Annotated in this window: 16 protein-coding genes; 12 read left to right on the top strand and 4 right to left on the bottom strand. The window is 67.6% G+C overall.

Going from position 1 to position 18,720, the window contains the following annotated elements; genetic code table 11:
* Positions 1–210 precede the first annotated feature (210 nt).
* The 7 genes from J2X65_RS22010 (at position 211) to J2X65_RS21980 (ending at position 7,729) form a co-directional block, all read left to right on the top strand.
* Entirely contained in the window at positions 211–1,335 is a 1,125-nt protein-coding gene (locus tag J2X65_RS22010) for an ABC transporter ATP-binding protein (RefSeq protein WP_310205866.1), read from the top strand.
* 63 nt (positions 1,336–1,398) lie between these two features.
* Complete coding sequence (locus J2X65_RS22005) at positions 1,399–2,604, top strand: twin-arginine translocation signal domain-containing protein (protein WP_310205863.1); 1,206 nt, start codon at positions 1,399–1,401, stop codon at positions 2,602–2,604.
* A gap of 155 nt (positions 2,605–2,759) precedes the next feature.
* Positions 2,760–3,692 carry an ABC transporter permease gene (locus J2X65_RS22000; protein ID WP_310205860.1) on the top strand — a complete coding sequence of 311 codons (933 nt, stop codon included), beginning with the start codon at positions 2,760–2,762 and terminating at the stop codon, positions 3,690–3,692.
* 11 nt (positions 3,693–3,703) lie between these two features.
* Positions 3,704–4,561 carry an ABC transporter permease gene (locus J2X65_RS21995; protein ID WP_310205857.1) on the top strand — a complete coding sequence of 286 codons (858 nt, stop codon included), beginning with the start codon at positions 3,704–3,706 and terminating at the stop codon, positions 4,559–4,561.
* A gap of 80 nt (positions 4,562–4,641) precedes the next feature.
* Positions 4,642–6,063, top strand: a complete 1,422-nt coding sequence (locus J2X65_RS21990; protein WP_310205854.1) for an aminotransferase — start codon at positions 4,642–4,644, stop codon at positions 6,061–6,063.
* A 54-nt stretch (positions 6,064–6,117) separates the two neighbouring features.
* Complete coding sequence (locus J2X65_RS21985) at positions 6,118–6,810, top strand: GntR family transcriptional regulator (RefSeq protein ID WP_310205849.1); 693 nt, start codon at positions 6,118–6,120, stop codon at positions 6,808–6,810.
* Positions 6,811–6,844: 34 nt separating this feature from the next.
* Complete coding sequence (locus tag J2X65_RS21980) at positions 6,845–7,729, top strand: NAD(P)-dependent oxidoreductase (RefSeq protein ID WP_310205847.1); 885 nt, start codon at positions 6,845–6,847, stop codon at positions 7,727–7,729.
* An 18-nt stretch (positions 7,730–7,747) separates the two neighbouring features.
* On the opposite strand, the gene J2X65_RS21975 is transcribed toward J2X65_RS21980, so the two are convergent.
* Positions 7,748–8,752: an AraC family transcriptional regulator gene (locus J2X65_RS21975; RefSeq protein WP_310206025.1), complete on the bottom strand. Its 1,005-nt coding sequence runs from the start codon at positions 8,750–8,752 to the stop codon at positions 7,748–7,750.
* A gap of 83 nt (positions 8,753–8,835) precedes the next feature.
* Here J2X65_RS21975 and J2X65_RS21970 point away from each other — a divergent pair, with 83 nt between their 5' ends.
* Positions 8,836–10,035: an MFS transporter gene (locus J2X65_RS21970; RefSeq protein WP_310205842.1), complete on the top strand. Its 1,200-nt coding sequence runs from the start codon at positions 8,836–8,838 to the stop codon at positions 10,033–10,035.
* A 90-nt stretch (positions 10,036–10,125) separates the two neighbouring features.
* On the opposite strand, the gene J2X65_RS21965 is transcribed toward J2X65_RS21970, so the two are convergent.
* Entirely contained in the window at positions 10,126–10,932 is an 807-nt protein-coding gene (locus J2X65_RS21965; protein ID WP_310206023.1) for an ATP-binding cassette domain-containing protein, read from the bottom strand.
* 319 nt (positions 10,933–11,251) lie between these two features.
* On the opposite strand from J2X65_RS21965, the gene J2X65_RS21960 reads away from it, so the two are divergent.
* Positions 11,252–11,701, top strand: a complete 450-nt coding sequence (locus J2X65_RS21960; protein ID WP_310205838.1) for a DNA-binding protein — start codon at positions 11,252–11,254, stop codon at positions 11,699–11,701.
* A gap of 30 nt (positions 11,702–11,731) precedes the next feature.
* Here the strand turns inward: J2X65_RS21960 and J2X65_RS21955 are convergent, their stop codons facing one another.
* Entirely contained in the window at positions 11,732–12,757 is a 1,026-nt protein-coding gene (locus tag J2X65_RS21955) for an NAD(P)-dependent alcohol dehydrogenase (RefSeq protein WP_310205836.1), read from the bottom strand.
* Positions 12,758–12,864: 107 nt separating this feature from the next.
* On the opposite strand from J2X65_RS21955, the gene J2X65_RS21950 reads away from it, so the two are divergent.
* The 3 genes from J2X65_RS21950 to J2X65_RS21940 all read left to right on the top strand — a co-directional run bounded on the left by J2X65_RS21950 (position 12,865) and on the right by J2X65_RS21940 (position 17,163).
* Complete coding sequence (locus J2X65_RS21950) at positions 12,865–13,770, top strand: LysR family transcriptional regulator (protein WP_310205833.1); 906 nt, start codon at positions 12,865–12,867, stop codon at positions 13,768–13,770.
* A 101-nt stretch (positions 13,771–13,871) separates the two neighbouring features.
* The gene (locus J2X65_RS21945) at positions 13,872–15,845 is read left to right on the top strand and encodes a glycosyltransferase family A protein (RefSeq protein WP_310205830.1); all 1,974 of its coding nucleotides are present in this window, start codon (positions 13,872–13,874) and stop codon (positions 15,843–15,845) included.
* Between the two features lie 625 nt (positions 15,846–16,470).
* Entirely contained in the window at positions 16,471–17,163 is a 693-nt protein-coding gene (locus J2X65_RS21940) for a porin family protein (RefSeq protein WP_310205828.1), read from the top strand.
* 347 nt (positions 17,164–17,510) lie between these two features.
* Here the strand turns inward: J2X65_RS21940 and J2X65_RS21935 are convergent, their stop codons facing one another.
* A complete protein-coding gene (locus J2X65_RS21935; protein WP_310206020.1) occupies positions 17,511–18,698 on the bottom strand; it encodes an acetate/propionate family kinase in 1,188 nt (395 codons plus the stop codon).
* Positions 18,699–18,720 lie beyond the last annotated feature (22 nt).

Here is an 18,720-nt window from a genome sequence, read left to right as displayed (position 1 = left end):
GACCGGCTCTTCGGCAGGGGCGGAGAGGCGAAATTGCCTTCCAGCCTTAGGCAAATGACTATTTATGAGGCAAATATCCTTAAGCTCATGAAATAGACAGAAACGGTACCGAGGGCGTGGTTTTGCGAAGGGCTCATTTTTAGCCGCTGGCACGATCGTTGCCTTGTGATCACAGATAGCGATGCCCACGCCGTCTGGAGGTCCGTATCCTTGTCCAGTTCAACGACGTTCGCAGATGCCGCTTCCGCTCCCCGGCATGCGCCTCCCATTCTCGAGATCGTCAACGCCGTCCATGCCTATGACGGCGTCGTCGCGCTGGACAATGTGAGCGTCTCCGCGGCGCCCGGCGAGTTCCTCACCATTCTCGGCGAGAGCGGCTCGGGAAAGACCACGCTGCTGCGGCTGATCTCCGGCCTGGAGAAGCCCTACCGGGTCGGCACCCTGAAGCTCGAAGGCGTAGATGTGCGCGAGGTGCCGGCCTTCCAGCGCAACTGCACCACCGTGTTCCAGAACTACGCGCTGTTCCCGCACATGACGGTCGGCGCCAATGTCGAATACGGCCTGAAGGTGCGCGGCCTGCCGGCGAAGGAGCGCGAGGCGCGCGCCCGCGAGGCGCTGCGGCTGGTGCAATTGCAGGAGATGTACGACCGCAAGGTCCACCAGCTCTCCGGCGGCCAGCGCCAGCGTGTGGCGCTCGCCCGCGCGCTGGTGCCGCGCCCGGCGATCCTGCTGCTCGACGAGCCGCTGGGCGCCCTCGACGAGAAGCTGCGCGTCGACATGCAGGTGGAGCTGATGCAGCTGCACAAGCAGCTCGGCATGACCTTCATCTACATCACCCACAGCCAGGAAGAGGCGCTCACCATGAGCGACCGCATCATCCTGATGCGCAAGGGAAAGATCGAGCAGGCCGGTCCGCCGGCAGAGATATTCGACAGCCCGATCAGCAGTTTCGCCGCCCGCTTCATGGGCGTCGACAACTGCTTCGAGGGCGAGCTCGACGCGCTGGCCGATGGCTGGGCGCGCGTGTCGGTCGGCGGCCGCCGCATCGAGGGGCGCTGGACCGGCAAGGCGGCGCCGAAGCCGGGCGGCAGGGTGGCGGTCGGCATGCGCGCCGAATGGCTGCAACTGGCCGATTCCCCGCTCGAACCATCCGCCGGGCACAACGTGCTCGACTGCGTGGCGGAGGCCTCGATCTACAAGGGCAAATATCTCGACCGAACGGTCAAGACCCCGCTCGGCCCGCTGAAGGCCCGCATCTGGGATGCGGCTTCGTCGGCCCGGAACCCGTCCTTCGTCCGGTGGAAGAAGGGCGACTGCATCGTGATGAACGCCTGACGCGTACCGATTTCGCGAAAAACAACACCCTTCCAGCACGCCTCATCGGCGAAGGAGACCGTAATGACAGACGGCAAGATCGCAAAACCCGACTTCGACATGTCACGCCGCGACTTCATGAGTACCGTGCTTTCGGTGTCCGCCCTCGGCGCCGCCGCTTCCATCATGCCGGGCCTCTCGCAGCAGGCCTGGGCGGCCGGGCAGGCGGTCAAGGGCTACGGCGTCACCACCGCCCAGCTCAAGGACTGGTCGATCATGACCAAGTCCACCGGCGTCGGCATCGACTACACGCCGACCAATGCCGATATTGGCGTGTTCATGCGCGACGTCATGGGCAATAATCTCGGCCAGACCCACGATATCTTCATCTTCGACGGTGGATCGGAAGACATCCTCGGCCCCGAGGGCTTCTTCGCCGAGATCGACGAGAAGCATCCGGAACTGACGCTGTGGGAGCGCACCCCCGACAGCTGGAAGCGCGCCGCCTATCTGCGGGCGAACGACAAGCAGTATGGCGTGCCGGTAATCGGCAATGGCGACTGCTTCGGCTATTTCCCCGCCGCGATCGATGCCAACCCGAACGGCATGGACGAGATCCCCTGGACCACCTTCTTCGAGGGGGAGAAGGTTAAGGGCCGCGTCGCCATCGACCGCAGCTGGCTGCAATCCATGTCGGAGACGGCCAACTTCCTCAAGCATCACGGCCGGCTCGACGTCGAGGATCCCGCCGACCTGCCGGCGGAAAAGGCGCGCGTGGTCGCCGACTATCTCGTCGAGCGCAAGAAAGCCGGCCATTTCCGCACCATCTTCTCGGCCTTCGAGGAGCAGGTGCAGCTGCTCTCCAACAAGGAGGTCGACATGATAAACTGTTGGGAGCCGGCCACCAAGGAGGCGAACAACGCGCTGGGGCCGAACGCCACCATCTACGCCTTCACCGTCGAGGGCTATTACCTCTGGGGCCATGGCGCCAACGTCGCCACGGCGGCGATGCAGCGCGACAATGTCGACAACATCTACAAGCTGCTCAACTATTTCCTCGGCGGCGAGTACCGCGCCTACCAGGCGAAGGAGCGCGGCTATGCCGGCCCGAACATGGATCTCGGCGTGCAGTACGCCATCGATCACGGCTGGTCGCAGGCCGACATCGACAACCTGAAATGGACCGATGAGAAGGTGAAGCGCAAATTCCAGAAGCCCTTCTATTGCAAGGTCGTACCGGAAAATGCGGCGGTGATGGAAGAGGAGTGGCAGCGCTTCCTCAACGCCTGAAGCGCGGCCCGCTCCGGGCCGCCGGGGCGGGCTGGCCGCCTCCTTGTGCCGCCGGGAAGCTGCGCCGCCGCGCGCGGCAGCGGCAAAGCGGGGGGCCGTGGGCCCCTCGTCCGCGCCCTTCTTGTTTCGCCCCACCCTTGCCAGGAGCCCTGCCGATGGCCGCGATACTGGATCATCAAGAGGTCGGTCCGCGCCGACCGTTCCTGCAACGCGCGCTCGACAGGCTGGCGCCCTCGAAGCTGCTGGTGCCGGGCTTCCTGCTGGCGTGGTCGCTCCTGGTCATCGTGCCGCTGGTGGTCATCGTCCTGTTCAGCTTTCTGCAGGTGCGGCAGTTCCGCGTCGTCTACGAGCCGACGCTGGCGACCTGGGTGTCGCTGATCGATTCCGGCCGCTGGATGGCGGTGGTGCGCACGCTGCGCATCGCCATCACCCTGACGGTCCTGGAATTCCTGCTCGCCTTTCCCTTCGCGCTGTGGCTCGCCAAGGGGTGCCGTTCGAAGACGTTCAAGGCGGCGGTCATCACCCTGCTGACCATCCCGTTCTTCCTCGATGCGGCGTCGCGGATCATCGTCTGGCGCTCGATCCTCGGCACCAACGGCGCCATCAACACGGCGCTGCTCTGGCTGGGCGTCGTCGACCAGCCGGTGGAATGGCTGCTCTATTCCGAGTTCGCCGTGCATTTCGGCCTGCTCGGCACGCATTTCCCCACCATGGTGTTCCCGATCTTCATGTCGATCGCGCTGATCGACGACGACTTCATCCAGGCGAGCAGCGATCTCGGCGGCAGCCCGGCGCAGACGCTGTTCCACGTCATCGTGCCGCTGGCGCTGCCGGGCATCGTCGCCGGCGTGGTGTTCACGCTGGTGCCGCTGATGGCCGCCTTCGTCGAGCCGCAGCTGCTCGGCGGCGGCTTCGTCGATCTGCTCGGCAACTCGGTCAACTCGGCGCTGCAGCAGCTGAAATATCCGACGGCGGCGGCGCTTTCGACGCTGGTGATCCTGCTGCTCGGCATCTGCCTGGCGGCGTTGATCCTCGTCGCCCGCCGGCGAACCGATCTCGCCGCCATGTTCGTCGCGATGCGCCGCTGAGGGAGGGTCTCATGTCCACCGCCGCCATGGAAACCTACTCCGAGCGCGCCGTCGCGCCGCCCCGCGCCCGCCGCCGGCTGGGAACCTCCCGCCACTGGACGACGCTGGCCACGTTCGCCGGCGGCTTCGCCATCGTGATGATCTACATCCCGCTGGTCTGGCTGGCGGTGATGTCCTTCACCGCCAACCCGCTCTCGGGCGTGCCCTATCCGTTGACGCTGCAGAACTACGCCACGCTGTTCGCCGATACGCGCTGGCGCCCGCCGCTCAACACCAGTCTGCTGATGAGCGCCGGGGTGGCGCTGGTGTGCATGGTGCTGTCGACGCTGGTCGGCCGCTCGCTGACGCGGATGCCGCGGCCGGGCGCCCCGCTGCTGCTGGTGCTGATGCCGCTCTTCGTGCCCGGCCTCACCATGGGCGCGGCGCTGTTCATCTTCCTGCGCACCATGCTCAACCTGACGCTCGGCCTGTGGTCGATCTTCCTCGCCCAGCTGGTATGGGCGCTGCCCTTCTGCATCCTGCTGGTGCTGGTGGTCGCCAGCCGCTTCGACCTCCGGCTGCTCGACGCGGCGGAGGATCTCGGCGCCTCGCCCTGGCGGCGCTTCTGGGACATCGAGATGCCGATCCTGCGCCCGGGCATCCTCGGGTCCGGCATCTTCGGCTTCCTGCTGTCGTTCAACGAACTGCCGCGCTCGCTGTTCGTGCGCGGCATCGAGACGACCATGCCGATCTACAATTGGGCGATGGCGGCGTCTCAGCAGTCGCAGGTGCCGATCATCTTCTCGCTCACCACCATCCTGCTGGCGGTGACGCTGCCGGTGATGGGCGCGTTCTTCTGGGTGCTGTTCGTGAAGCTCGACAAGAACTGATCCCCACCCCTTCCGATTTCCCTGAGCCGGTGCCGCAAGGCCCGGCCCTCTCATGCCGCGCGCCACAGAAAGCCGGTGAAATGCTCGATCTCGATACGCCCGACAGCAATTATTCGCTCGAGGAGATGGACCGCAACAGCCTGTTCCATCCCCTGACCTCCATCTCCCAGCACATGGCCAACGGGCCGCAGATCATGGGCACCGCCAAGGGCGTGCGCCTGACTGACCACAAGGGCAAGCCGATCCTCGATTGCTCCGGCGGCCTGTGGTGCGTGAACATCGGCTATGGACGGCCGGAGATCGCCGAGGCGGCCAAGCAGGCGATCCTCGACCTCAATTACTGGCACCTGTTCGGCTCGGCCTCCAACGAGGCCACCATCCGGCTGTCCGACCGCATTCTCGGCCTGTTCCACGACCATGCCGGCGCCGATCATCTGGCGCGGGTGTTCTACGGCACCTCCGGCTCCGACGCCAACGACACCAATTTCAAGCTGGTGCGCTACTACGCCAATCTGCGCGGCACGCCGGAGAAGAAGAAGATCATCTCCCGCATGGGCGCCTATCACGGCCTGACCATGGCAGCGGCCCAGCTCACCGGCATTCCGTCCTACCACAAGGCGTGGAGCCTGCCCGAAGGCGAGGTCTTCTACACCGATTGCCCGCACTATTACCGCTTCGCGGCGGCCGGCGAGAGCGAGGCCGCTTTCTGCGACCGGCTGATCGCCGATCTGGAGGCGCTGATCGCCCGCGAGGGCGCGCACACCATCGGCGCCTTCATCGCCGAGCCGATCATGGGCACCGGCGGCGTGCTGATCCCGCCGGCCGGCTATTTCGAGCGGGTGCGGGCGGTGCTCGACCGCCACGACATCCTCCTGATCGCCGACGAGGTCATCACCGGCTTCGGCCGCACCGGCGAATGGTTCGCCACCGGCCTCTACAAGCTGAAGCCGGACATCGTCACCCTGGCCAAGGGCCTCACCAGCGCCTATTTCCCGATGTCGGCCTCGGTGATTTCCGAGCGGATGTGGAAGGTGTTCGAGGCCGGCTCGGCCGAATTCGGCCCGGTCATGCACGGCTTCACCTATTCCGGCCATCCGGTCGGCGCCGCCATCGCCATGGCCAATCTCGACATCATGGAGCGGGAAGGGCTGGTCGCCAATTCCGCCGGCACCGGCGCCTATCTGCTCGCCGGCCTGCGCGAGCGGCTCGCCGAGCATCCCCATGTCGGCGAGGTGCGCGGCGAGGGGCTGATGATCGGCGTCGAGTTCACCGCCGACCGTGCGACGCGCCGTCCCTTCCAGGCTAGCGACGCGGTGCATCGCCTGGTTGCGTCGAAGGCGCAGGAAAACGGGCTGATGATCCGCGCGCTGCCGTTCATCGAGGTGGTGTCGTTCTCGCCGGCACTCTCCATCACCCGGGCGGATTGCGACGAGGCCATCGATCTGTTCGCCAGGACGATGACGGAGCTCACCCCGCAGCTCGCCGCCAAGGCCGGTACATAAACGCGGATTCCGTGATATTGCCGCCGGCAAAGGCAATATCCTGGAGGGAGCGGCATGGTCGAAGACAGCGTGGTGGATCGACCCGGACTGTCGAGCTCGACGCTTGCGCATCACACCTATCGGGAGCTGGAAAGCCGCATCGTCGACGGTGCCTGGCTGCCCGATACCAGGATCAGCCTGCGCAAGCTCGCCACTCTCCTCAACACCAGCATGCAACCGGTCCGCGAGGCGGTCAGCAAGCTGGTGGCCGATTCCGCGCTGGAGGTGATCCCGGGACGATCGGTCCGCGTGCCGCAGCTCTCGCGCGAGCAGGCGGACGAGATCTGGACCATCCGCATGCTGCTGGAAGGCGAGGCCGCGGCGCAGTTCGCGGCCCGCAAATGCCCGGAGGAGGCCCAGCCGCTCTACGGGCACACCAATACCATGCGGGTGCATTATCCCGAGAGGGACCACCTTGCGACCATGAAGGCGATACGGGGATGGAACATCGCGCTGGTGCATGGCTCGAAATCGCCGGTGCTGATCGACATGGTGATGCGGCTGCGGCTGCGCTACGCGCCGTTCATCGCCTCCTGCCTCGCGGTGGACGTGCCGCACGATCCGGATTTCGTCAGCTTCACCCTGCACATACAGGACGAACTTGTGATGGCGATCGAAGCCGGCGACGCCGCTGCGGCGCGGCATCTGCGCTGCTCCGACCTGCGCTCGTTCCAGCGCTATCTCTACAGCCGCCGGGGATGGCGGTAGAGCCGCCCCGGCCCTCACACATAGATGACAGGTCATGACGAAAGAACGCATCGGCTTTATCGGCGTCGGCCTCATGGGCCATGGGATGGCGAAGAACCTCGTCACCAAGGGATGGCCGCTCACGGTGATGGGGCACCGCAACCGGGCGCCGGTCGACAGCCTCGTCGCGCTCGGCGCCGTCGAGGCGAAGACGCCGCGGGAGATGGCGGCGCAGGTCGACGTGGTGGTGCTCTGCGTCACCGGCTCGCCGCAGGTGCAGGCGCTGTTCGAAGGCGCTGACGGCCTGCGCGCCGCCGGCCGGCCGCTGCTGGTGATCGACTGCTCCACCTCCGATCCCTCGGTGACGCTGAAGCTGTCGGCAGCGCTGGCGGCCGACGGAATCACCCTGATCGACGCGCCGCTCGGGCGTACCCCGGCCGAGGCGGAAGCCGGCACGCTCGACGTCATGGCCGGCGGCAGCGACGAGGCGTTCGCCCGCGCCGCGCCGATCCTCCACGCCTTTGCCGGCAAGGTGGTGCATACCGGGCCGACCGGCTCCGGCCACACCATGAAGCTTCTGAACAATTTCCTGTCGATGGGCTATGCCGCGCTCTATGCGGAAGCGCTGATGATCGCCGACAAGACCGGCATCACCGACACGACCTTCGACAGCGTCGTCCGTGGCGGGCGGATGGATTGCGGCTTCTACCAGACCTTCTCCAAATGGTTCCTGGACAAGGATCCCGAGGCGCACAAATTCACGCTCGACAACGCCTTCAAGGACACCACCTATCTGGTGAGCCTCGCCAATGCGCTCGGCAGCGGCAATCCGGTGGGGGCGGCGGTGCGCAATTCCTTCGCCCTCGCCGTCGGCCTCGGCCATGGCGACGAGTATGTGCCGAAGCTGGTCGACATCGTCAGGAAGGCCAATCGAGGCTAGGCGGCTCGGCGCGCGCCGCTATTCGGCAGCGTCGGCGGTGGCGCGTGTGCCGGCGCGGAGGGCGCCCGGCGCGCGTCCCACCACCCGCTTGAACGCCCGGCTGAACGCCGCCTGCGAGCCGTAGCCGAGGCGATGGGCGGCGTCCTCGATCGAGACGCGGTCGCGGGTGATCCACTGCGCTGCCAGCCGCATGCGCAGATCGGTGAGGTAGCGCAGCGGCGTCACGCCGGTCACCTCGAGGAAGCGTTCGGCGAACACCGAGCGCGACGCGCCCATCTCGGCGGCGAGATCGGCGACGGTCCAGTCGCGGCCGGGATCGCGGTGCACCGCGGCGATCACCCGGCCGAGGCGCGGGTCGCGCAGCGCCGCCGCCCAGCCGGTGGCGGCGCCGCAGCCGCATTCGATCCAGGCCCGTACGACGAAGGCCGACACCACCTCGGCGAGCCGGGCCAGGATACCGGCAAAGCCGGCGCGGTCGCCGCGCGCCTCGCGCTCCATGGCCTCCAGCATCGGCAGGATTTCCGGATAGCGGTCCAGCAGCGTGGCGACGGACATCACCTCCGGCATCATCGCCACCAGCGGGTTGAGGCTGCCGAGCTCGAAGCCCATGCAGCCGCTGAAGATCACCACATCCCTGCTGCGGCAGACATCCTCGGCGCACTCCTTGATGTCGCCGACCGTCCGGCACAGCGGCGCGGCGCAGAAGTCGGCGATCTCGCGGCTCGGCACATCCGGCTCGGAGACGAGGTCGTGCGCGCCGCCATGCGGCAGCAGAACCGCCGAGCCGGTCTCCAGCTTCTGGTCGGGTTCGCCCGGCCGGCGCAAGAACACGCTTCCCTTGGCGACGAAATGGAACTGTGCCCGCGCCTCCGCCCGGCCGAAGCCGAGGCCGAAAGGCGGTGAGATCTGGATCCGCCGGTAGTTCAGCCCGACGAGGCGCATGCCCACCAGAAGCTCGCTCACCACATCGGGCGACGGCGTCACCGAGCGCAGCGCAGCACTATCGGACGAATGATCAAGCATGCCGGACACGCTGGCATATATCGTCCGGCAAATCCAGCCTAGCGTGCTGCCATGCAACATCAATCCTTCGAAAGGATTCGTGAATGAGCGAATCGCTCACCCTTGAAGACGTCGCCGAGGCACAGGAGCAGCCGGCCTGGGCTGCGGTCGGCGCGATGACGCTCGGCGTGTTCGGGCTGGTCACGGCGGAGTTCCTGCCGGCGAGCCTGCTGACGCCGATGGCGGCGGAACTCGGCATCACCGAGGGCGCCGCCGGCCAGGCGGTGACGGCGACGGCGCTGGTGGCGCTGGTGGCCAGCCTGCTGGTCGCCGCCGTCACCCAGCGCATCGACCGGCGGCATCTGCTGATCGGTTTCTCCGTATTGCTCGTGGTTTCCAACCTGCTCGTCGCCTTCGCGCCGGGCCTGACGCTGCTGCTGGTGGGGCGGGTGCTGCTCGGCATCGCCATTGGCGGCTTCTGGGCGATGTCGGCGGCGCTCGCCATGCGGCTGGTGCCGGAGGCATTGGTGCCGCGGGCGCTGTCGATGATCTTCTCCGGCGTCTCGGCGGCGACCATCTTCGCTGCGCCGGTCGGCAGCTATCTCGGCCATCTCATCGGCTGGCGGGCGGTGTTCCTGCTGGTGGCCGGCCTCGGCGTGCTGACCATTGTCGCCCAGCTCATCACCCTGCCGCGCATGGCGCCGACCGGCTCGGCCGGGCTGCGCACCCTGGGCGAGGTGCTGCGCCGGCCAGGTATCGCGCTCGGCATGCTGGCGGCGATGCTGGCCTTTGCCGGCCACTTCGCCGTCTTCACCTATATCCGTCCGTTCCTGGAGACGGTCACCGGCGTCGGCATCAGCGCGATGTCGGGCATGCTGCTCGGCTTCGGCCTTGCCAATTTCGTCGGCACGCTGCTGGCCGGACCGCTGATCGAGCGCAGCCTGAAGCTGGCGCTGCTCTCGATGCCGCTGTTGATGGGCGCGCTTGGCATCGGCCTCGTCACCCTGCATGGCAGCCCGATGGGGCATGCGGCGCTGATCGCGCTGTGGGGCCTCGCCTTCGGCGCGGTGCCGGTCGCCTGGTCCACCTGGCTGACCCGCACGGTGCCCGATCAGGCGGAGACCGCCGGCGGCCTGCTCGTCGCCGCGGTGCAGCTGGCGATCTCGGTCGGCGCCGCCGGCGGCGGCCTGGTGTTCGAGTTCGACGGTGCCGCCGGCGTGTTCGCCGTCGCCAGCGTGGTGCTGCTCTCCGCCGCGCTCATCGTCCTGCTCGGCGTGCGCACGCGCCAGACGGCGGTCGTTTGAACCGGGCGGCGTTGCCCGTCCACGGCGCGAACCTCGCGGCGGCCGCTCCTTAACGGGATCGGCCGCCGCTCCGGCAACGGCGGGCGGAGCTCAGAGCGGCGCGGCCAGCAGCGCCCCGTCGGCCCGCGCCAGCACTTCCATCCGCACGCCGTAGATCGCCTCCAGGCGCGGCGGCGTGACGATGTCGGCCGGCGTGCCGCGGGCGATAAGGCGGCCCTGGCGCAGGGCGAGGATCTCGTCGCAGAAGCGCGCCGCCATGTTGATGTCGTGCAGCACCGCGATCACGCTGAGCTGCTTGACGGCGGAGAGCCGCCGCACCAGCGTCAGCACCTCGAGCTGGTGGGCGATGTCGAGCGCCGAGGTCGGCTCGTCGAGCAGCAGGCATTCGGCATCCTGCGCCACCAGCATCGCCAGCCAAGCGCGCTGGCGCTCGCCGCCGGAGAGCGTATCGACCAGCCGGTCGGCAAAGGGCGCGATGCCGGTCAGCTCGATCGCTTCGTCGACCTTGCGCCGGTCGATGTCGGAGAACTGGCCGAGCGCGCCGTGCCAGGGATAGCGCCCGAGCGCCACCAGCTCGCGCACCAGCAGGCCGGCGGCCGGCGGCGCGGCCTGCGGCAGATAAGCGAGCTTGCGGGCGAAGCCGCGGTCGGTCCACTCGCCGAGCGCACGGCCGGCGAAGCGCACCGTGCCGCCGGAGGCCGGCTGCTGGCGGGCGAGTATCTTCAGGAGCGTCGATTTGCCGGAGCCGTTATGGCCGATCAGCCCGATCACCCGCCCCGTCGGCAGCACGAGCGTCAGCGGCTCCAGCAGCACCCGTCCGGGCACGTCGAAGCGCACCTCGTCGAGGTCGAACAGCGGCGGAGCGACCTCATCGACCGCGTCGGGCAAGGACGACATGAGCGGCGGGTTCAAGCGGTGTCCTTCCTGAAGGCGAGCGTCCGATGGCGGATTGCAAGGCCGGCTTACGCCATTGCATCGGTGATCGTCAAATAGGCGACAGTATAGATCGAGCCTCGGCAAGTTCATTGCGGCCCCCGCTTCCGTCCGCGCGCCGCTTGATTGTAATATTTACAAACAAAGATCGCGCAGAGATCCGCTCCGGCACGCGTGACCTGCATCGGCGGAACGGCCGGCGCGGTGGCCGACCGGCGCGCGGAGGATGGAACGTCTGCCGGCCTGCGCCGTTGCCCCGTTGAAACCGACGACGAGGTGTTCCGTGCAGACGAAGATGCTCGCCGAGGCCGGTGGCCTGCGCACATTCGCCATCATCCTGGAAACCGGCGACGAGGCCATGGCGTCGCTTCAGGCTTTCGCCGAGCGCGAGCAGCTGACCGCCGCCCATTTCTCGGCGATCGGCGCGTTCCGCGCGGCGGTGATCAGCTATTTCGACTGGGAGCGGAAATCCTACGACAAGATCCCGGTCGACGAGCAGGTCGAGGTGGCCTCGCTGTCCGGCGACGTTGCGCTGGATCCGCGAGGCAAGCCGGCCATCCACGTGCATGTGGTACTCGGGCGCCGGGACGGCACCGCGCTGGCGGGCCATCTCACGAAAGGCGAGGTGCGTCCGACGCTGGAGATCATCCTCACCGAAACGCCGGCGCATCTGCACAAGCGGGTCGACGAAGAAAGCGGGCTGGCTCTCATCCGCATCGCCGATCGCGTCTGAAAGCCAGCCCGGCACTCCACGGCGTGCCGGCTACGCCATCTCCACCACGACCTTGCCGAAGGCGCCGCGCTCGAGATGGTCGAGCGCGTCCGGCAGCGCGGCGAGGGGGTAGCGGGCGTCGATCACCGGTTCGATGCCGGTGCGCTCGACAGCCGCGACGAAGTCCTCCAGCCCCCGCCGATGGCCGACGCTGATCCCCTGCAGCGTGACGTTCTTGAGCATGAGCGGGCCGCCCGGCGCGACGATCTCGAATCCCTCCAGCACGCCGATCTGCGAGATGCGCCCGCCCACCGCCGTCGCCTGCACCGCCTTGCCGGTATGGGGACCACCGACGGTTTCGAGGATATGGTCGACGCCGCGATCGCCGGTCAGCGTCAGCACGGCCTCCACCCAATCCTCCCGCGAGCGGTCGATGCCGTGGCGCGCGCCGAGCGCCTTCGCCCGCGCGAGCTTGTCGGCGCTGCTGGAAACGACGATCACCTCGGCGCCGTGCGCCCGCGCGATCTGCACGCCGAACAGCGCGACCCCGCCGGTACCTTCGATAAGCACGGTCTCGCCGGCATGCAGCCGCCCGGTCTCGATCAGGGCGAACCAGGCGGTGAGCCCGGCGCAGGGTAGGGTGCTTGCCGCCGCATCGCCCAGCGTCGCCGGTGCGCGGACGAACCAGTCCTCCGGAAAGGCGACATATTCGGCCAGCACCCCCGGACAGGTGCCGCCAAGCGTCCGATAGGGCGGCCGGCGGGCATCGCCGCGCGGCCTGCCGTCGATCCAGCCGGGAGCGAAGGTGGAGATCACCCGGTCGCCGGCGCGGAAGCGGCCGGCTCCCTCGCCGGTCTCGACCACCGTGCCGGCGAGATCGGAGGCCGGGGTGAAGGGAAAGGCGAGGGCGAGGCCCATGCCGGTCTCGATCATCAGCTTGTCGCGATAGTTCAGCGAGACCGCGGCGGCCTTCACCAGCACCTCGCCCGGTTGCGGGGCAGGGCGCGCCACGGTCTCCAATCGCAGCTGCCCGCGGCCGAGCCCGTTCATCTCCCAGCGTTTCATAGTTTCGTTCATTGCCAGCTCCTGCTTGCGCGGTAGGGTGGCTTTCCATGTATCGTTGATCAGTAGGATGCGGTGGGGATAAAAGCTCCCGATATTGTATCCGCAGAGGACACGATCAGATGCGCGAGATGCTGAACGGCCTCGATGTCTTCGTCGCCGCGGTGGAAGCCGGCAGCTTCGCCGCCGCCGCCGAGCGCACCCACCTCACCCGCTCGGCGGTGGCCAAGACGGTGGCGCGGCTGGAGACGCGGCTCGGCACCCGGCTGTTTCACCGCACCACGCGCAGCCAGGCGCTCACCGAGGACGGGCAGCTCTATTACGAGCGCTGCCAGCGCGCGCTGGAGGAGGTGCGGGCGGCCCAGGCGGTGCTGGAATCGGGGCGGCGCGAGGCGACGGGACGTCTGCGGGTCTCGGTTCCCGTGCTGTTCGGCCGCCGCTGCGTCGCCCCGGTACTGGCCGCGCTGGCGGCGAGGCACCCCAGGCTGGAGCTCGACCTTTCCTTCAGCGACCGGCCGGTCGATCTCATCGAAGACGGCTTCGATCTCGCCATCCGCAACGCGGCGATCGGCGACGGCGCGGGGCTGATGACGCGCACGGTCGGGCTGCAGCGCATGGTGGTGTGCGCGGCGCCGTCCTATCTCGTTGCGCACGGCGCGCCCAGCGGGCTGGAGGATTTCGCCGCCCACCACGCCGTGACCTATGGACGGGCGGGGCGCATCCGCAGCTGGCAGTTTCCCTTCGAGGCGGGGCGGCCGCTGGAGGCGACGCCGCCGAGCCGGCTGCGCTTCGACGATCTGGAAGCGATCGCCGAGGCGGCCGAAGCCGGCCACGGCCTCGCCTGGCTGCCCTGCTGGCTGATCCGCGACCGGGTCCGTGCCGGCACCCTGGTGCCGGTGATGAAAAACCTGCCCCAGCTGGTCTTCACCACCTATGCGCTGTGGCCGCAGGCGCCGCAGCTGCCCTTGCGGGTGCGGCTCGCCCTCGATGCCCTCGTCGCCGAGCTTCCGGGCAGCGCCGAGCTGTGAGCGGCGCCGATTGTGAAGCCGCGGCGGAGCCTCTAAACCGGACCTGAGCCGTCGCCGCGATCGCGACGACCGCCCCGGTATCAATTTGCGGACGGATGACCTTGGCCAAGTCCCAATCCCACAAGTCCCAATCCCACAAGTCCCAATCCCACGAGTCCCAATCCCACGAGTTCCTGCCCGCCTATGTGAGGCCCGTGCTGGCCGGCTTCCGGAAGTTCCGCGCCTTCCTGCACGAGACCGGGTTCCCCGCCATAGGCGACCACCCGATTTTCGCGGTGCGCGACGAAGCGTCCAACCTGGTCGTCAGCTATCTGGCCGCCGGCGGCGAGCGCGGGTTGGCCAGCTGGATCGCCGATCAGGTCGCGGCGGTGCATACGAGCGCCGCCTTCGCCAGGCATGCCGCCGAACTGAGCGCCCGCGAGCCCGAGCGCCGCATCCCGCGCATGCGCGACGTGCTGCCGCCGCTGCCGGAGCCGGCGGTGATGCAGGCGGACCTGCAGCGGGAGCTGGCGGCGGCGCTGCGGCGCATCCCGCATGAGCAGGTCGATGCCCTGCTGCGGCACGTGCTGCGCACCGGGCTTTTCGCCGAGGCGTTCGGCCGGCAGTCGCTGGGCAACTGGCTGGAGGACTTCTTCCACGCGCAGCGTTCGGTGGCGCTGCGCATGCTCGAATGGCTCGATACGCCGGAATCGGTCGGGCCGGAGCGGCAGATGCTGCTCGACATCGCCGTGCGGCACTATCTCCAGGTGCGCTATTTCGAGCGCGCCTATGATCTGCTCAGCCGCGCGGCGGCGCGCCGGCCGCCGGGGCGGGAGGTCGATACCCGCTTCCTGGAGGGGCTCTGGTACACCGCGTTCCGTCTCGGGCGCCGCGACGAGGCGCGTGCCTGGCTCGACGAATGGGCGCGGATCCGGCCGCTGCTGCGCCAGCCGCTGGTCAACAAGGCGGTGCTGGCCTCCTATGACGACAAGCAGCAGGCCTGCATGCTGCTGGAGAAGACCGGGGTGCTGCACGGCCGCTCCACGGTCGCCGGCCAGGTGCTGTACAGCGAGTACAGTATCGAGCTCGGCCGCGTGCATCAGGCGGAAATGTCGATCCGCCACGTCATCGACATCACCCAGACGCCGGAAGTGCCGGCTCCGGTGGAGTATCTGATCGCGCTTCACAACATCCTCAGCCTGGATGGCGGCAACACCACGATCCTGCGCGAGGTGTTCCGCCGCTATGAGATGGAACTCGCCTGGGAGACCTTCGGCATCGACACGGTGACCGATCTCAGCCGCGACGTGGAGGCGCCGGAGGCGCGGGTGGCGGTGGTGATGACCGCCTTCAATGCACAGGACCATATCGCCCGCGCCATTGAAGGCGTGCTCGGACAGAGCGTGCCGGGGGTGCGTCTGATCATCGTCGACGATTGCTCGGGCGACGGCACGCAGGCGGTCTGCGCGCCGCTGGCCGCCGCCGGCCGGCTCACCTATCTGCGCACACCGCGCAATGTCGGCACCTACGCCGCGAAGAATCTCGGCATCGCCGAGGCGCTGCGGGCGGGTTGCGACTATGTCGCCTTGTGCGATTCCGACGATTTCTGGCTACGCACCCATGTCGCGCATCATTTGCGGGCGATGCACGGCCGGCCGGAGCTCAAATGCACCAGTTCGCAATGGCTGCGGGTGCGATCGGACGCCACCATCGAATGCGGCCTGCGCGGCCGCTACATCGAGGAATGCCCGCATTCGACCTTCTTCGCCGCCGACGTGTTCGAAAAGGTCGGCCTGTTCGATTCGGTGCGCTTCGGCGCCGATCGCGAGTTCCAGCAGCGGGTGCGGCTGCATTTCGGCTCCTCGGCGCTCTCGGGCATCGGCATGGTGCTGACGCTCGGCCGGCGGCACGGATTGTCGCTTACCCAGCACGGCGCCGGCGCCATCTCGCAATTCAGCGAGTCGCCCATGCGCATCGCCTATTGGAAGGCGTGGAACGACTGGCACGATGTCGAACTCGCGGCCGGCCGCCTGCCGCGCACCGACGGCACTCCCGATTTCCGGCCATTCCCGGTGCCGGACGAGATGCTGCCGTGAGGAATTTAAGCCGCGTGCGGTAGCGGACTGCCTGTCGATATTTCGCCGAAGAGGCGTTGCCAAACTGCCACAGCCTGCGTCGACCACCGCCGATTACCTTGCGTCACCGCAACCAGCTCGCGCAGGCGCAACACCGCGCGGTTGCGAAAAGCCAGTGCAACCCTGGCCGTGCGCCCGTAGATTCTTGGCACAACCGGCGATTATCCAAAGAATCATAATGTGGCGTTGAAATGCACGCGATTGCCACAATTGAACGACGCTGAATTATCCCCGCCTCAGCGCTGTTGCCAACATGAATTGTATCGCTCATGTGATGAAAGACTTTATTCTCGGAAAAAAACAGAGAATATTAACGCTGAAAATCAAGGATTAACTATGTATACGCGACCGCGATAGCGGGCAGTAGGCCGCATGGCAGGTGCTCCAACACTGCGATCGAGGCCCACCGCCAGCCGTCCAGGAGGGAGGCGCCGCCGGCTGAGCCAACAAAGACTTGGCCGTGTGACATATTTATCATTTCCTCTGCCGCTGCGTTGCGGCATTATCCCGGCATACGAATTCCTGTGGTTGTTGGTTCTGACGCTGCCTAGCTGTTCGCCAACTTCAGATTTCAAGGGTGCTGGCCATGAAGAAACTTCTCCTTGCTGCTGTTAGCGTCGTCGCTCTGGCCAGCCCGGCCCTTGCTGCCGACCTGGCCGCCAAGTATCCGGTGAAGGCCGCCGTCGTCGCGGTTCCGGTGTTCACCTGGACCGGCTTCTATATCGGTGCCAACCTCGGCTACACGTGGTCGGACGGTTCGGGCGGCTCCACCATCGACGGCTATGGCGTCGGCAGCTGGGCCGGCAGCGGCAACGGCTTCACCTATGGCGGCCAGATCGGCTACAACTACCAGGTTGATGCCTGGGTGTTCGGTGTCGAGGCTGACATTCAGGGCGTCGCCGGCAGCGGCAGCTATGGCGGCATCGCCGGCTCCACCTGGTACGGCAACGACTTCGACACCGATTATTTCGGCACCATCCGCGGCCGTATCGGCTACGCCTGGGATCGCGTCCTGGTGTACGGCACCGCCGGTGCGGCCTATGGCCAGACTTCGGTCAGCGGCTCGATCAACGGCGTCGCCTACGACTCCTCGGCCGACTACTGGACCTGGACCGTGGGTGCGGGTGTCGAATACGCCTTCGCCGACAACTGGACCGTCAAGGGTGAATACCTCTACATCGGCGATCCGGACACCAAGGCTGAACTGCCGGGCACCAGCGACAGCTGGGGTCACATCAACACCAACGTGGTTCGCCTCGGCGTGAACTACAAGTTCTGATCGGCCGCCGGCCATATGGCCGGCTCTTCCGACCGGACATGGTGCTGAAGCGCTGTTTCGATATTGTTTGATAGGGCGGGATCGGACCTCGGGTCGGATTCCGCCCTGATCATTTCCGGCCTCTCATTCCCTGGGGTCGGCCCGCTCGCCGGCCATGCGGCGTTCCCGGGCCGGCAGGCCCGCCCCGCGCGACTGGTTTTGCCGACATCGAGAAGACGGGCATCACGCCCAACAGGCGCGCCATCCGCGCCGCCCGGTGCGCCGATGAACGGCGCAACCTCGATGCCTGTTCTGGAGCGATATTCGCGCTCGATGTGCAGCCCGCCCGTCGCGTCGGCGGCCGCGCCCTAGTCGCGCAGCGATGCCAGCATCCTCAGCGTGTGCCGGCCGATCATGCGCTCCTCGTCGGTCGGCACGACCAGCAGCGGAACGGTGCTGCCGGCCGCCTCGATGCGCGCCGCGCCGGCGGCATTGGCCTCCGGATCCAGCCTTGCGCCGAGCCAGGCCAGCCGCCCAGCGATGCGGGCGCGCACCTCCGGCGAATGCTCGCCAATGCCGGCGGTGAAGACCAGAGCGTCGAGCCCGCCGAGCGTGGTGGCGAGCGCGGCGATCGCCTGCGCCACTTTGAGGCAGAAGAACTCCACCGCCAGCGCCGCCTCCGGCGCGGGGCTGGCGATGAGTTCGCGCATGTCGTTGCTGATGCCGGACAGGCCCAGCAGCCCGCTTTCATTATAGAGCATGCGACCGACTTCGGCGGCGGAGAGGCCCTTCTGCTCGATGAGGTGCAGCACCACGCCGGGGTCCAGCGCTCCCGAGCGGGTGCCCATGGGCAGGCCGTCCAGCGCGGTGAAACCCATGGTCGATTCGATACTGCGCCCTTCCTTCAGCGCACAGGCGGAGGTGCCGGAGCCGAGATGCGCCACCACGACCCGGCCGCGGCCGATCTCCGGCTCGGTCCGCCGCAGCGCCGAGGCGACATATTCATAGGAAAGCCCATGGAAGCCGTAGCGGCGGACGCCCTCGTCATAAAGCGCGCGCGGCAGGGCGAAGCGCTCGGAGAGTTCCGGATGCCCGCGGTGGAAGGCGGTGTCGAAGCAGGCAACTTGCGGCAGGTCCGGGCGGCGTTCGCGCAGCACGCGGATGGGATCGAGATTGCTGAGCTGGTGCAGCGGCGCCAGCGGGATGAAGCCGTTCAGGGTCGCCAGCACCGCGTCGTCGACTAGCACCGGCCCGGAATAGACCGGTCCGCCATGCACCACGCGGTGGCCGACGCCGATCATGCGATAATCGCGGATCCGCGGCAGCAGCCAGTCGCCGATCACATGCTGCGCTGTGGTGGCGGTCGCGATCTCGTCGGCGCCGAAGGATCGGTCGACCAGCGCGCCGCCGGCGGCATCCTTGACCCGAAGCCGGGGCAGCCGGCCAATGCCGTCGAGCGCGCCGCCGAGCACCAGCGCAATGTCGTCGCCCTCCACCCGATAGAGCTTGAACTTGATGCTGGAGGAACCCGCATTGATGACGAGCAGGGCAGGGATGGCAGCGGTCGCGGCGGAATCT

Origin of the sequence: Ancylobacter sp. 3268 (genome assembly GCF_031456575.1) — a bacterium.
Taxonomy (GTDB): domain Bacteria; phylum Pseudomonadota; class Alphaproteobacteria; order Rhizobiales; family Xanthobacteraceae; genus Ancylobacter.
Note: the sequence above shows the minus strand (reverse complement) of the source record. Positions and strands in the feature narration are given on the sequence as shown.

Bases quoted from the DNA above. Each gene is read 5' to 3' on its own strand.
- J2X65_RS21980 (WP_310205847.1), top strand. From the start codon at position 6,845: ATGACGAAAGAACGCATCGGCTTTATCGGCGTCGGCCTCATGGGCCAT.
- J2X65_RS21955 (WP_310205836.1), bottom strand. From the start codon at position 12,757: ATGAACGAAACTATGAAACGCTGGGAGATGAACGGGCTCGGCCGCGGG.
- J2X65_RS21965 (WP_310206023.1), bottom strand. From the start codon at position 10,932: ATGTCGTCCTTGCCCGACGCGGTCGATGAGGTCGCTCCGCCGCTGTTC.
- J2X65_RS21985 (WP_310205849.1), top strand. From the start codon at position 6,118: ATGGTCGAAGACAGCGTGGTGGATCGACCCGGACTGTCGAGCTCGACG.
- J2X65_RS21975 (WP_310206025.1), bottom strand. From the start codon at position 8,752: ATGCTTGATCATTCGTCCGATAGTGCTGCGCTGCGCTCGGTGACGCCG.
- J2X65_RS21990 (WP_310205854.1), top strand. From the start codon at position 4,642: ATGCTCGATCTCGATACGCCCGACAGCAATTATTCGCTCGAGGAGATG.
- J2X65_RS21970 (WP_310205842.1), top strand. From the start codon at position 8,836: ATGAGCGAATCGCTCACCCTTGAAGACGTCGCCGAGGCACAGGAGCAG.
- J2X65_RS21950 (WP_310205833.1), top strand. From the start codon at position 12,865: ATGCGCGAGATGCTGAACGGCCTCGATGTCTTCGTCGCCGCGGTGGAA.
- J2X65_RS22000 (WP_310205860.1), top strand. From the start codon at position 2,760: ATGGCCGCGATACTGGATCATCAAGAGGTCGGTCCGCGCCGACCGTTC.
- J2X65_RS21940 (WP_310205828.1), top strand. From the start codon at position 16,471: ATGAAGAAACTTCTCCTTGCTGCTGTTAGCGTCGTCGCTCTGGCCAGC.
- J2X65_RS21995 (WP_310205857.1), top strand. From the start codon at position 3,704: ATGTCCACCGCCGCCATGGAAACCTACTCCGAGCGCGCCGTCGCGCCG.
- J2X65_RS22005 (WP_310205863.1), top strand. From the start codon at position 1,399: ATGACAGACGGCAAGATCGCAAAACCCGACTTCGACATGTCACGCCGC.